The sequence below is a fragment of the Gulosibacter sp. 10 genome (genome assembly GCF_900163695.1).
GTDB lineage: Bacteria > Actinomycetota > Actinomycetes > Actinomycetales > Microbacteriaceae > Gulosibacter.
Window position 1 is genome coordinate 146,480 of the sequence record NZ_FUIC01000008.1, and the last position, 13,491, is coordinate 159,970.

9 protein-coding genes are annotated in these 13,491 nt (G+C 72.7%); 2 read left to right on the forward strand and 7 right to left on the reverse strand.

Translation table 11 applies throughout. The features are described 5' to 3' along the window. Nucleotides 1-8 precede the first annotated feature (8 nt). The gene (gene secA2, locus FM112_RS03165; RefSeq protein WP_087003325.1) at nt 9-2,345 is read left to right on the forward strand and encodes an accessory Sec system translocase SecA2; all 2,337 of its coding nucleotides are present in this window, start codon (nt 9-11) and stop codon (nt 2,343-2,345) included. Between the two features lie 41 nt (nt 2,346-2,386). After that, complete coding sequence (locus FM112_RS03170; protein WP_087003328.1) at nt 2,387-3,424, forward strand: nitronate monooxygenase family protein; 1,038 nt, start codon at nt 2,387-2,389, stop codon at nt 3,422-3,424. A gap of 36 nt (nt 3,425-3,460) precedes the next feature. On the opposite strand, the gene FM112_RS03175 is transcribed toward FM112_RS03170, so the two are convergent. The 7 genes from FM112_RS03175 to carB all read right to left on the reverse strand — a co-directional run bounded on the left by FM112_RS03175 (nt 3,461) and on the right by carB (nt 13,474). Next, entirely contained in the window at nt 3,461-5,497 is a 2,037-nt protein-coding gene (locus FM112_RS03175) for a hypothetical protein (protein ID WP_087003331.1), read from the reverse strand. Nucleotides 5,498-5,499: 2 nt separating this feature from the next. After that, nucleotides 5,500-6,693 (reverse strand): methionine adenosyltransferase, encoded by a 1,194-nt coding sequence (gene metK, locus FM112_RS03180; protein ID WP_087003334.1) that lies wholly within the window; start codon nt 6,691-6,693, stop codon nt 5,500-5,502. 94 nt (nt 6,694-6,787) lie between these two features. Further along, nucleotides 6,788-8,035, reverse strand: a complete 1,248-nt coding sequence (coaBC, locus tag FM112_RS03185) for a bifunctional phosphopantothenoylcysteine decarboxylase/phosphopantothenate--cysteine ligase CoaBC (RefSeq protein ID WP_254910349.1) — start codon at nt 8,033-8,035, stop codon at nt 6,788-6,790. A gap of 6 nt (nt 8,036-8,041) precedes the next feature. Then, entirely contained in the window at nt 8,042-8,377 is a 336-nt protein-coding gene (gene rpoZ, locus FM112_RS03190) for a DNA-directed RNA polymerase subunit omega (RefSeq protein WP_087003337.1), read from the reverse strand. Nucleotides 8,378-8,388: 11 nt separating this feature from the next. Next, a complete protein-coding gene (gene gmk, locus FM112_RS03195) occupies nt 8,389-9,288 on the reverse strand; it encodes a guanylate kinase (RefSeq protein WP_087003340.1) in 900 nt (299 codons plus the stop codon). After that, the gene (gene pyrF, locus FM112_RS03200; protein WP_254910350.1) at nt 9,285-10,178 is read right to left on the reverse strand and encodes an orotidine-5'-phosphate decarboxylase; all 894 of its coding nucleotides are present in this window, start codon (nt 10,176-10,178) and stop codon (nt 9,285-9,287) included. The genes gmk and pyrF overlap by 4 nt, the downstream gene beginning before the upstream one ends. Next, complete coding sequence (carB, locus tag FM112_RS03205; RefSeq protein WP_087003343.1) at nt 10,175-13,474, reverse strand: carbamoyl-phosphate synthase large subunit; 3,300 nt, start codon at nt 13,472-13,474, stop codon at nt 10,175-10,177. The genes pyrF and carB overlap by 4 nt, the downstream gene beginning before the upstream one ends. Between the last annotated feature and the right edge of the window lie 17 nt (nt 13,475-13,491).

Genomic DNA, 13,491 nt, shown 5'->3' on the forward strand with positions numbered 1-13,491 from the left:
TGGGGGCGATGACCCGCCGACGCATCGCATCCCGGCCCCGCTCCCCGTGGGAGCGGATCGCGCTGCCCTTCCGGCGCCTCCGACAGGAGCCCGGCACCGTCGACACCCGCCGCCACGCGGCTCTCGCCGATCGCGCCGCCGCCTTCGCCGTCTCGCTCCGCCCCCTGGACGACGCGCGGCTCGTCGACCGGCGGCCCGGCGCGGAGGGCGGGATGCTCCGACGCGACGACGCGCTCGCGCGCCTGCTCGGGTGGACCGCGGAGCACGCGCGGCGACGGCTCGGGCTCGACCCGCGCCGCGAGCAGCTGCTCGCGGCGGCGTGCATGCTGCGCGGCCTCGTCGTCGACATGGCGACCGGGGAGGGCAAGACGCTCGTCGGCCACCTGGTCGCGGCGGTGCACGCGCTCGCCGGGCGCCGCGTCCACGTGCTGTCCGCCAACGACTTCCTCGCCGCGCGGGACGCGGCGGAGGGGCTGCCGCTGTTCGAGGCGCTCGGGCTGCGCGGAGCCGCCGTGGCCGAGCGGATGCCGCACGCCGAGCGGCAGGCCGCCTATCGCGCGGACATCGTCCACGCCACGATCCACGCGGTCGGCTTCGACCTGCTCCGGGACCGGCAGCGCACCGACCCCGAGGACCGGCTCGTGCCGGAGCCCGACGTCGCCGTGATCGACGAGCTCGACGCGGTGCTGCTCGACGACGCGACGGTGCCGCTCGTCCTCGCCGGCGAGGCCGACGCCGCCGAGGAGGAGGAGACCCTGACATCGATCATCGCCGGGCTCCGCCCCGAGATCGACTACACCCTGGACGGCGAGCGGCGGAACGCCGGATTCACCGACGCGGGCATCGCCCGGCTCGAGGAGGCGCTCGACGTCGAGGACCTCTACGCCGAGGACCGCGCCGAGCTCATGAGCGCCGCCCACGTGGCCCTGCACGCCCGCGCCGTGCTCGAGCGGGACGTCCACTACGTCGTCCGCGACGGGCGCCTGCGGCTCGTGAGCGATGCGCGCGGGCGCACTGCCGACCGGCGCCGCTGGCCGGACGGGCTGCACGCCGCCGTCGAGCGCAAGGAGGGGCTCGAGGTCACCGTCCGGGCCGAGATCCTCGACCAGGTCCTCGTCGAGAGCGTCGTGCGCGGCTATCGGAGCATCACCGGGATGAGCGGCACCGCCCTCGAAGCCGCCGAGCGGCTCGCCGACGACCTGCAGCTGAAGACCGCGGTGGTGCCCGCCCACCGCCCGTGCATCCGCGAGGACGAGCCCGACCGGCTGTTCGCCGGCATCCGGGAGCGCGACGACGCGGCGGCGGAGCGCGTCCTCGAGGCCGCGCGGGCCGACCGGCCGGTGCTCGTCGGAACGGCCAGCGTCGCGGAGTCGGAGCGGTTCGCGGACCGGCTCCGGGCCGCGGGCGTGCATCCGGCGGTCCTCAACGCCAAGAACGACGCCGAGGAGGCCGAGACCATCGCCCGCGCAGGCCGCCTGGGCGCCGTCACCGTCTCCACCCAGATGGCGGGGCGCGGCGTCGACATCCGGCTCGGCCCCGGCGCCGCCGACGCCGGCGGGCTCCTGGTCCTCGGACTGGGCAGGTACGAGAGCGCCAGGCTCGATCATCAGCTGCGCGGCCGGGCGGGCCGCCAGGGCGACCCCGGCTCCTCGGTGTTCTTCACCGCCTTCGAGGACCCCGTGGTCCGCGAGCACCTCGTCCTCGACCGCCGCACGGAGATCCCCGCGGAAGGGCCGATCGAGTCCCCGGAGCTCCGGGCCCTCTACGACCACGCGCAGCGGGTGGCGGAGGGCCGGCGGATGCAGCTGCACCGGACCACCCGCGACTATCACCGGGCCGCGGACGAGCACCGGGCGCTGCTCCTCGACACGCGCGAGCGGGTGCTCCGCGAGGACGAAGCGCTGGACCGGTACCTGCGGGGGCTCTGGCCCGCCGACCCGGGGCGGGCCGAGCGCTGGCGCGATCGGCGCGGTTTCGCGAGACAGGTCGTCCTGCACCACCTCGACCGCGGGTGGAGCCGGCACGTGAACCGCCTCGCCGACGTCCGCGAGGGGATCCACCTCCGCGCCCTGGGGCGGCAGAACCCGCTCGAGGAGTTCTCGCTCATCGCCGTCGAGTCCTTCCGCGGCATCGCCTCGGCCGCCGCGGCCGCGAGCCGCGCCGACCTGGAGCGCGCCGCCGAGCAGGACCTCGACCTCGAGGGCCTCGGCCTTCGCCGCCCCGCGTCGACCTGGACCTATCTCATCACCGACAATCCCTTCGGCACGGAGGCGGACCGCGTGCTCGCCTTCGTGGGACGGGTGGTCCGCGGCGGCCGGCCGCCGCGGATCTCGTACACGGCATGATCGGGGCGGCCCGCGGCGGCCCCGCGCAGGAAGGAGCGCCCATGACCCGCAACCGACCGCTCGGAGCCCTCCCGGTCCCGATCCTCGCAGCCCCCATGGCGGGAGGACCGTCCACGCCCGAACTCGTGATCGCCGTCGCGGAGGCCGGCGGCTTCGGCTTCCTCGCGGGCGGCTACGCGACCGTCGACTCGCTCGCCGAGCAGGTCGGCCGGGTCCGCGCGCGCACCGACCGCTTCGGCGTCAACCTCTTCGTCCCGAACCGCCGGCCGATGGATGCGGACACCTTCCGCGCCTACGCCGAGGCGCTCGTTCCCGAGGCGGAAGCGCTCGGGGTCGGGATCGATCCGGAGCCCGTGGACGACGACGATCTCTGGACGGCGAAGCTCGAGTGGCTGCTCGATCATCCCGTGCCCGTGGTCTCGCTGACCTTCGGACTGCCCGACGCCGCCGAGGTGGCCGCGCTGCACGCCGTCGGCACCGCGGTGCTCGCCTCGGTGACCACGCCCGAGGAGGGGCGGAGCGCCGCGGAGCTCGGCGTCGACGGCCTCGTCGTGCAGGGGCCGGGCGCCGGCGGGCACAGCGCGGGTCACGATCCGCGCCGGCTCCCCTCCCCCGTCGACGGAGCCGAGCTCGTGCGGCGCGTCGTCGACGGCGTCGGCCTGCCCGTGATCGCGGCGGGCGGCGTGGACGGCCCCGGCGCGATCCGCGCGCTGCTCGACGCCGGCGCCGAGGCCGTCGCGATCGGCACGCTGCTCCTGCGCTCGGAGGAGGCCGGCACCGCACCCGCGCACCGCAGGGCCCTCGCGGACCCGAGGTTCGAGGAGACGGTCGTGACGCACTGCTTCACCGGCCGGCCCGCGCGCGCCCTGCGCAACGGCTTCATCGAGCGCCACGGCGCGCAGGCGCCGTTCGCCTACCCCGCGGTCCACCACCTCACCCGGCCCATCCGCCGGGCGGCGGCCGCCGCGGAGGACCCGGAGCGGCTGCACCTGTGGGCCGGGACGGGCTACCGGAGCGCCGAGGAGCGGCCCGCCGGCGAGATCGTCCGCGACCTCGCCGCCGCCCTGCGGCGGGGATGATCGCGGCGCGCTCCTCGGCGGGCGGCCCGTCGCGGCTTAGAAGATGTCCGGCGCATCCATCTTGACGCGCAGCGTCGAGGCCGGCCGGTGCCCGCCTCGACGGGCGGCTCCCGCACGGGCGCTCGTCGCGCGGGTGACGAGCTCGCTCTTCAGCGCCGCTGCGATCTCGGCGCCCGCGCGATAGGGGAAGCGGAGCACGGCCCGCTGCAGGTTCGCGTCCTCGGGGTCCGGCACCGGCCCGAGGACGTGGAGCCCCGCCGGGTCGAGATCGCGGAGCCGGCGGAGCGCGCCGTCCACCTCGTCCTCGCTGCCCCGCACCGACGCGACCCGCACCGCGGGCGGGAATTCCAGGGCCCGGCGCTCGTCCAGCTCGTGATCGAGCCAGGACTCCTGCTGCCAGTCCCGGAGGGCGACCAGCGGAGCCGAGGGGGCGCCGGTGAGCATCACCGAGCCGCCCCGGGCTGCGAGCGCGGCGGCGTTCGACCAGGCGCGCAGCGCGAACACCACGGTGTCGAGCGACTCGCGCATGAGCGCCCCCTCGGTGTCGAGCAGCAGTACCGCCCGGTAGCCGCCCTCGGCGACCGGCTCGGCGCCGCGCGTGGAGATCACCAGGGCGGGCTCGTCCGGCACGCCGACGACGCGCTTCTCGCCGTCGGCGACCAGCACCTTGGCGCCCGGGAACGCCCTGCCCAGCTCCTCGGCCGTCCGCTCGTGCCCCGCGCCGGTGCCCCGCAGCTGCTGCCCGCTGCACTCCGGGCAGAGCCACGCCGCGTGCACCTGCCCGCACACCGTGCAGCTCGGCGCCGCGTTCGCGTGCCGCTGGCCGAGCGGCCCTCCGCAGCGGGTGCAGCGCGCGAGCGTCCGGCAGTGCGCGCAGGCCAGCCCCGGGCGATAGCCCGCGCGGCCCACCTGGACGAGCACCGGACCGCGCTCGAGCCCCTCGCGCGCCGCGCGCCACGCCGCCTCGGGGATGCGCGCGGCCTGCGCCCGGGGGTCGTCCGTCATGGTCGTCGAGGCGGGGATGATGCGCGGGCGGGAGCGACGCGACGGCGCGAACTCGCGCAGCCATCCCGTGCGCACGAGCCGGCGCGCCTCGAGCGAGGGCGAATGGCTCGCGAACACGATGCCCGCCCCCTCGATCCCGCTGCGCATGAGCGCGACCTCGCGGCTGTGCGCATAGGGGGCGTGGGGCTCGCGATACGACTCGTCGCCGTCGTCCCACATCAGGATCATGCCGAGCTCGTGAGCCGGCGCGTACACCGCCGCGCGGTTGCCCACGATCACCTGGGGGATGGGCTCGAGGGCGCGGAGGAACTGCTCGTAGCGGGGCTTGGGCTTGTGCCGCCCGTCGATCGGGCGGATGCGCGACGCCGGCAGCTGCGCGCCGAACCGCTCGAGCGCCAGGTCGAGATCCCGGTAGTCGGGCAGCAGCACCAGCACCGACCTGCCGCGCGCGAGGGTCGCGGCGGCGATCTCCGCGAACGTCGAGAGGTATCGGGGCGCGCCCTCGGCGACGCCGGGCACCGCCCGCAGCGCGATGCGCGCGCCATCGCCCTCCGCGGCGAGCGCGACCGCCGCCTCCTCGCCGTAGTCCTCCGCGAGCGATCCCGACGGCGGTGCGAGCGGCTCCTCCGCGGGAATCGGATCCGCCTCCCGCTCCTCGAGCCATTCCTGCTCGAGGCGCACCGAGCGATTCGGGATCGCGAGCCGCAGCACATCGGCCATCGTCCCGGCCTGGCGGTCCGCGACGCGCCGGGCGAGCTCCGCGATGGGCGCCGTCAGCACCCGTGCCGGGGATTCGAGGGAGTCGAGCGGGGCGAGACGCCCCGAGTACTCGGGGGTGGCAGCCGTGCCGAGCACGAATCCGCGCACCAGGCGGCCGCCCGTGCGCAGGGGCGCCTTCACGCGCATCCCGGCGCCGACCCGGCCGCGCAGCGCCGGCGGGATCTCGTACTCGAAGACGCGATCGAGCTGCGGCAGCGGGGAGTCGAGCACCACGCGGGCGACGCGGTGCTCCTCCTCCCCCTGCCCGGCCCCGGGGGTCGGGTCCGGCGCGCCGCCGCCCCCGAGCATCGTCAGTCGAGCGCCGCGCGCAGCGCTTCCACGCGGTCGGTGCGCTCCCACGTGAACTCGGGCAGCTCGCGGCCGAAGTGGCCGTACGCCGAGGTGAGCGAGTAGATGGGGCGGGTGAGGTCGAGATCCCGGATGATCGCGCCCGGCCGCAGGTCGAAGACGCGCTCGACCGCGGCGACGATGCGCGCGGGCTCGACGGTGTGCGTGCCGAAGGTCTCGCAGTAGAGGCCGACCGGCTCGGAGGAGCCGATGGCGTAGGCCACCTGGAATTCCGCGCGCTTCGCGAAGCCCGCCGCGACCACGTTCTTCGCGACCCAGCGCATGGCGTAGGCGGCGGAGCGGTCGACCTTGGACGGGTCCTTGCCCGAGAAGGCCCCGCCGCCGTGGCGCGCCATCCCGCCGTAGGTGTCGACGATAATCTTCCGCCCGGTGAGCCCGGCGTCCGCGGCGGGGCCGCCGAGCACGAAGGGCCCGGCCGGGTTCACGAACACCTTGAGCTCCGAGGCGTCGAGCCCGAGCCCGCCGAGGACGGCGTCGATGACCTCGGCGCGGACGTCCCGCCGCAGCCGCTCGAGCGGGATGTCGCCGTCGTGCTGGGTCGAGACGACCACGGTGTCGACGGTGCGGGGCACGTCGTCCTCGTCGTAGCCGATCGTCACCTGGGTCTTGCCGTCGGGGCGCAGGTAGCCGAGCACGCCGTTCTTGCGCACCTCCGTGAGCCGCTCCGAGAGGCGGTGCGCGACCCAGACGGGCAGCGGCATGAGCTCGGGGGTCTCGTCGCTCGCGTATCCGAACATGATGCCCTGGTCGCCGGCGCCGAGCTTCGCGATCTCGTCCTCGCCGCCGCCCTCGCGATGCTGCAGCGAGGTCTCCACGCCGCTCGCGATCTCGGCCGACTGGGCGCCCACCGAGGCGGAGACGCCGCAGAGGTTGCCGTCGAAGCCCATGTCGCTCGACACGAAGCCGATCTCCGTGATGGTGCGGCGGACGATGCCGGCGATGTCGGCGTAGCCCTCGGTGCGGATCTCGCCCGCGACGTGGACCTGTCCGGTGGTGACGAGCGTCTCGACCGCGACTCGGGAGTTGGGATCCTGCCTGAGCAGATCGTCGAGGATGCCGTCGGAGATCTGATCGCAGATCTTGTCGGGGTGGCCTTCGGTCACCGATTCCGACGTGAAGAGGCGGAGTGCTGACATTGTTGACTCTCTTTCCCTGGGAGTGCGCGCCGCTTCGCCTGCGCTCGGCGGCACGTGGGAGGACTGCGGAGTGATGGTGCGCCGTCGAGGACGGCTATTCGTGCTCGTGCACGAGGTCCAGGATGCTATCGGCCACCGACATCTTGTCGCCCACGGCCTCGGACACGACGTGCCCGTCGAGGTCGAGGATCTGGATGGCCGTCTCGTCGCGGGCGAAGCCGTGGTGCCATCCGACGCGGTTGAGCACCAGGAAGTCGCATCCCTTGCGTCGGATCTTCGCGCGCCCCAGCTCGAGGCGCGCCTCGTCGTCCTCCTCCGTCTCGGCGGCGAAGCCGATGATGGTCTGGCCCGGCACGCGGGCCGCGACCATGTTCTTGAGGATGTCCGGGTTCTTCTTGAAGGTCAGGGTGAGGTCGTCGCCCGTGGCCTCCTTCTTGATCTTGCCCGCCTGGACGTGCTCGGGGCGGTAGTCCGCCACGGCGGCCGCCATCACGATCGCGTCCTGCCGCGGCGCGAGCTCGGCGCAGGCGGCGGCCATCTGCTCCGCGCTCGAGACGAGCACGACGCGGACGTCCTCCGGGGTCGGCACCTCGATGTTCGCCGCGACGAGGGTGACCTCGGCGCCGCGCTCGGCCGCCTTCCGGGCGATCGCGACGCCCTGCCTGCCGGAGGAGCGGTTGCCGAGGAAGCGCACCGGGTCGATGGGCTCGCGGGTGCCGCCCGCGGTGACGAGGACCGTGTGGCCCACGAGATCCCGGCCGCGCTCGGCCGCGAGGCGCTCGCGCTGCCCGCGGCGCGCCGCCGAGACGATCGCGTTCACGATCTCCTCGGGCTCCGCGAGCCGCCCGGGGCCCTCGTCGCTGCCCGTGAGCCGCCCCGATTCGGGCCCCACGAAGGTCACGCCGCGCTCGTCGAGCCGCCTGGCGTTGGCCTGCGTCGCGGGGTTCTGCCACATCTCGGTGTGCATGGCGGGGGCCACGACCACGGGCGCGAGGGAGGCGAGCACCGTGTTCGTGAGCAAGTCGTCGGCCATGCCGGTCGCGAGCTTGGCCAGCGTGTTGGCGGTCGCGGGGACCACGGCGATCACGTCGGCCGATTGGCCGAGCGCCACGTGCTGCACCGTGTCGACGTTCTCGTAGAGATCCGTCCGCACCGGGTTGCCGCTGATCGCCTCGAAGGTCGGCGCGCCGACGAAGCGGAGCGCGGCCCCGGTCGCGATCACGTCCACGTGGTGGCCGAGCAGCACGAGCGAGCGGATGACGGAGACGGCCTTGTAGGCGGCGATGCCGCCCGTGACGCCGACCGCCACCCGCAGCGAGGAACCCCCGAGGGCGCCCATCATCGGCGGCTACTCGGATTCTGCCGGGCTGACCGAGTCGTCGCCGAAGTCCAGCAGGTCCTCCGCGGACTCCTCGAGCACGATCTCCTCCTGCTTGGGCTCGTGCATGACGAGCTTGCCCTCGTTGATCTCGCGCAGCGCGATCGACAGCGGCTTGTCGTCCACGTTGGAGTCGACGAGCGGCCCGACGTTGTTGTAGATGGCGCCGTCCTGCAGGTCGCTGTAGTAGTCGTTGATCTGCCGCGCGCGCTTGGATGCGAAGGTCACCAGCTGATAGCTGCTGTCGACGCGGTTCAGCAGATCGTCCAGCGGCGGATCGATGATCCCCTTGGGCTTGTCAATCATGCGGAGTCCTCTCAGTCGTTGATGTCGTGGTCGAGCCCCATGAGCCGCACGATCTCCTGCGCGGCCCGGGGAACGGTGTCGTTCACGACGCGGGCGTCGAACTCGTCCTGTGCGGCGAGCTCGACCTTCGCGGTCGCGAGTCGGCGGTCCTGTTCCTCCGGGGACTCGGTGCCCCTGCCGATGAGCCGGTTGACGAGCTCGTCCCAGCTCGGCGGCAGCAGAAACACCATTCTAGCCTCTGGCATGTGCTCGCGGACCTGGCGTGCCCCCTGGAGGTCGATCTCGAGCAGCACGGGGCGCTCCTGCGCGAGATGCTCGAGGATGGGGCCGCGCGGCGTGCCGTAGCGGTACGAGTTGTGCACCGTGGCGTATTCGAGCAGTTCGTCCTCCGCGATGAGCCGGTCGAACTCGTCCTCGCCGAGGAAGTAGTAGTCCCTGCCCTCGACCTCGCCCGGCCGCGGCGCGCGCGTGGTGGCGGAGACCGAGATGTGCACCTGCGGATAGTGCTCGCGGATGTACCGGGAGACGGTGCCCTTCCCCACCGCGGTGGGGCCGGCGAGCACCACGACCCGCGGCGCCTGCGGGCTCGACCGCTCCCAGCCCTCCAGGAACTCCTCGAGCCGCGCCCGCTGGTTGCGGCCGAGCCCGCCGAGCCGCTTGACCGGCGCGATCCCCAGGTCGGCGAGGATCCGCTCCGTCTTGGTCACCCCGATATGGGGGATCGAGCGCAGGAACTGCGTGACGCGCAGCGAGGCCGCGGCGCTCTCGGGGTTCTCGGACGCCGCGAGCACGTCGAGCGGCCGGGCCGCGCCGCTCGCCATCCGCGCCTTGATCGACGCGCGGGCGCGCCGGGCCGCGACCGCCGCGCGGGAGGCCGCGACGCGGTCGACGGGTGGGGGTGTCTGGTTCATGCAAATGCGGTTTTCAGTGTTGCCAGCTGGGTGTCGATCGCACGATCGAGGCCGTCGAGGCCGTTCTCGAGCATGCCGCGCGAAGAGGTCACGATGACATTCTCCGCCGACTTGCCGAAAATCCTCCGTACGTCGGCGAACTCCGCGCCCTGATGCCCGAACCCGGGCGCGAGGATGGGCGTGTTCGGCTCGGCCGCGAGGTCCTCGGTGTCGATGTCGAGCAGATCGAGGTCCACGGTGGCGCCGATGACGACGCCCACCGACCCCTGCTCGCGCCCGGCCGAGTGCTCGCGGTTCCACTGCGCGGCGCGCGCCGCGATGCCGCCCGCCACCGTGCGGCCCTCCTGCGAGCCCCGCACCCGGCGCGCGGTCTGCACCGACGCCGACTCGGGGTTGGAGGTCGCCGCCAGGACGAACAGCCCCTTGCCGTAGGACTCCGTCATGTCCAGCGGCTTCCTGAAGGTATCGAAGCCCTGGTACGGGTTGATCGTCATCGCATCCGCCTCGAGCGGCATGCCGGGCGTGAGCCACGCTTCGGCGTAGGCGTCGAGCGTCGACCCGACGTCGCCGCGCTTCACGTCCGCGATCACGATGAGCCCGGCCTCGCGGGCCGCCGCGAAGACGTCCTCGAGCACCTTGAAGCCGTTGGCCCCGAAGCGCTCGTAGAACGCGACCTGCGGCTTGACGATGCCGACCCGGCCCCGGAGCTTCTCGATGATGCGCAGGCCGAACTCGTGCGCGCCGACCGCGGAGACCGGCAGCCCCCACTGCTCGAGCAGATAGGTGTGCGGATCGATGCCCACGCAGAGGTGGCCGTACTCGTCCATGGTCTCGGCGAGCCGGACCCCGAAGGGCCTCGGGTCCACGATCGGGATCGTCGAAGTGATCACACTCGTGCCTTTCGCTGTGCGTGGTACTCCTGCAGGGAGGTGACGTCGAAGCCGTGCTGCATCGCCTCGAAGGAGCCGACCGCGGCCTGCAGCTCCGACATCGTGGTGAAGATCGGCAGGTCCGCGGCCACGGCGGCCGTGCGGATCTCGTAGCCGTCGCCGCGCGAGGTGTTGCCCGCGGAGGGCGTGTTGATGACCATGTCGATCTCGCCGCCGTGGATCATCTCGACGATGTTCGGCAGCGCCGGGTCCTCGTGGTCGCCGTCGCGGGTGAACTTGCCGACGCGCTCCGCCGAGATGCCGTGGCGCCCGAGCACCTGCACGGTGCCCTCGGTCGCGTAGAGCGTGAAGCCGAGATCCACGAGCCGCATGATCGGCGCCACGATGGCGCGCTTGTCGCGGTCGTTCACCGAGACGAACACGTTGCCGGTCGCGGGCAGGCCGCCGTAGGCCGCCAGCTGGCTCTTCGCGAAGGCCCGGGGGAAGTCGCGGTCGATGCCCATGACCTCGCCGGTGGAGCGCATCTCCGGGGTGAGCAGCGTGTCGACGATCGAGCCCTCGAGCGTCCGGAAGCGCTTGAACGGGAGCACCGCCTCCTTCACCGAGACCGGGGTGTCGAGAGGCTGGAAGGTGCCGTCCGTCTCGGGCAACATGCCCTCGCCCCGCAGCTCGGCGATGCTCGCCCCGGCCATGACCCGGCTCGCGGCCTTGGCGAGCTGCACGCCCAGCGCCTTCGAGACGAAGGGCACCGTGCGCGAGGCGCGCGGGTTGGCCTCGATCACGTAGAGTCGGCCGGCGCTGATCGCGAACTGCACGTTGAGCAGTCCGTTGACCCCGATGCCCGCGGCGATCCTGCCCGTGGCCTCGCGGACCTCGCCGAGCACCCGGTTCGAGAGCGTGATGGCGGGCAGCGTGCAGGCGGAGTCGCCCGAGTGGATGCCCGCCTCCTCGATGTGCTCCATGATGCCGCCGATGAACAGCTCCTCGCCGTCGTAGAGGGCGTCCACGTCGATCTCGGTCGCGTCGTCGAGGAAGCGGTCGACGAGCAGCGGATGCGTCGACGACACGACGACCTCCCCGGCCGTGCGCTCGAAGTAGTCGTCGAGCTGCGCGGCGTCGAAGACGATCTCCATGCCGCGGCCGCCGAGCACGAAGCTCGGGCGCACGAGCACCGGGAAGCCGATGCGCTCGGCCACGTCCTGCGCGCTCGCGCGGTCGATCGCGGTGCCGTTGGCGGGCGAGGCGAGGCCGGCGTCGTCGAGGATGCCGGCGAACTGCCCCCGCTCCTCGGCGAGGTCGATCGCGGCGGGGCTCGTGCCGAGCACGGGCACTCCGGCCGCCTCGAGGCCCTTGGCGAGCCCCAGCGCGGTCTGCCCGCCGAGCTGCACGATCACGCCGACGAGCTCGCCGCTCGCGCGCTCCGCGTCGACGATCTCGAGCACGTCCTCGAGCGTGAGCGGCTCGAAGTAGAGCCGGTCCGAGGTGTCGTAGTCGGTCGAGACCGTCTCCGGGTTGCAGTTGATCATGATGGTCTCGAACCCGGCGTCCGAGAGCGCGAAGGAGGCGTGCACGCAGGAGTAGTCGAACTCGATGCCCTGGCCGATGCGGTTGGGCCCGGCGCCGAGGATGATCACCTTGCGGCGGTCCGAGGCGCTGATCTCGGTCTCCTGGTCGTAGCTCGAGTAGTGGTACGGCGTGTAGGCGGGGAACTCGCCGGCGCAGGTGTCCACCGTCTTGTAGACGGGGCGGATGCCCGCGTTGCGGCGGATCGCCCGGACCTCGCCCTCCTCGAGGCCGCGCAGCTCCGCGAGCTGCGCGTCCGAGAAGCCGTGCCGCTTCGCGAGGCGGAGGGTCTGCTCGTCGAGCCCGTCGGCATCCCGCACGAGCGCGGCGATCTCGTTGATCAGCACGATCTGATCGAGGAACCACGGGTCGATCGCCGTGGACTCGAAGACCTGCTCGACCGTGGCGCCCTTGGCGAGCGCGATCTGCACGTCGATGAGCCGGCCGTCGGTCGGGATGCGCATCGACTCCAGGAGCTCCTCGACGCCGCGCGGATCCTCGGCCCAGGTGAACGAGGAGCCGCGCTTCTCGAGCGAGCGCATCGCCTTCTGCAGGGCTGTCGTGAAGTTGCGGCCGATCGACATCGCCTCGCCCACCGACTTCATGGTGGTCGTGAGGGTCGGGTCCGCGGCCGGGAACTTCTCGAAGTTGAAGCGGGGCACCTTGACCACGGTGTAGTCGATCGAGGGCTCGAAGCTCGCGGGGGTCTCCCGGGTGATGTCGTTCGAGATCTCGTCGAGCCGGTAGCCGATGGCCAGCTTGGCGGCCATCTTCGCGATGGGGAATCCGGTCGCCTTGGAGGCGAGCGCCGAGGAGCGCGAGACGCGGGGGTTCATCTCGATGACGATCACGCGGCCGTTCGAGGGGTCCACCGCGAACTGGATGTTGCAGCCGCCGGTGTCCACGCCCACGGCGCGGATGATCGCGATGCCCACGTCGCGGAGGTTCTGGTACTCGACGTCGGTGAGGGTGAGCGCGGGCGCCACCGTGATGGAGTCGCCGGTGTGCACGCCGACCGGGTCGACGTTCTCGATCGAGCAGACGACCACCGTGTTGTCGGAGTTGTCGCGCATGAGCTCGAGCTCGTACTCCTTCCAGCCGAGGATCGATTCCTCGAGCAGGACCTCGGAGGTCGGCGAGGAGAGCAGGCCGTCCTCGACGATGCGCACGAGCTCCGCCTCGGTATAGGCGAAGCCGGAGCCGAGGCCGCCCATCGTGAAGGAGGGGCGGACGACGAGCGGGTAGCCGAGCTCGGCGGCGTAGGCCTTCGCCTCCTCCACGGTGTGGGCGATGCGCGAGCGTGCCACGTCGGCGCCGCACTCGAGCACGAGGTCCTTGAACTCCTGGCGGTCCTCGCCGCGGCGGATGGCGTCGATGTTCGCGCCGATGAGCTCGACCCCGTGCTTCTCGAGGATGCCGAGCTCGTCGAGCTTCATCGCGGCGTTGAGCGCGGTCTGCCCGCCGAGCGTCGGGAGGATCGCGTCGGGACGCTCCTTGACGATGATCGACTCGATCACCGCGGGGGTGATCGGCTCGACGTAGGTCGCATCGGCGAAGTCCGGGTCGGTCATGATCGTGGCCGGGTTGGAGTTGACCAGGATCACCCGGACGCCCTCCTCGCGAAGGACGCGGCAGGCCTGCGTGCCCGAGTAGTCGAACTCGGCGGCCTGGCCGATGACGATGGGGCCCGAGCCGATGACGAGGACGCTGTTGATGTCTGAGCGCTTTGGCATTGTAGTGAGGGCTCCTA

Coding starts and splice junctions, on each gene's coding strand:
- gmk (WP_087003340.1), bottom strand. CDS start 9,288: ATGAACCAGACACCCCCACCCGTCGACCGCGTCGCGGCCTCCCGCGCG.
- secA2 (WP_087003325.1), top strand. CDS start 9: ATGACCCGCCGACGCATCGCATCCCGGCCCCGCTCCCCGTGGGAGCGG.
- metK (WP_087003334.1), bottom strand. CDS start 6,693: ATGTCAGCACTCCGCCTCTTCACGTCGGAATCGGTGACCGAAGGCCAC.
- rpoZ (WP_087003337.1), bottom strand. CDS start 8,377: ATGATTGACAAGCCCAAGGGGATCATCGATCCGCCGCTGGACGATCTG.
- FM112_RS03175 (WP_087003331.1), bottom strand. CDS start 5,497: ATGCTCGGGGGCGGCGGCGCGCCGGACCCGACCCCCGGGGCCGGGCAG.
- FM112_RS03170 (WP_087003328.1), top strand. CDS start 2,387: ATGACCCGCAACCGACCGCTCGGAGCCCTCCCGGTCCCGATCCTCGCA.
- carB (WP_087003343.1), bottom strand. CDS start 13,474: ATGCCAAAGCGCTCAGACATCAACAGCGTCCTCGTCATCGGCTCGGGC.
- coaBC (WP_254910349.1), bottom strand. CDS start 8,035: ATGATGGGCGCCCTCGGGGGTTCCTCGCTGCGGGTGGCGGTCGGCGTC.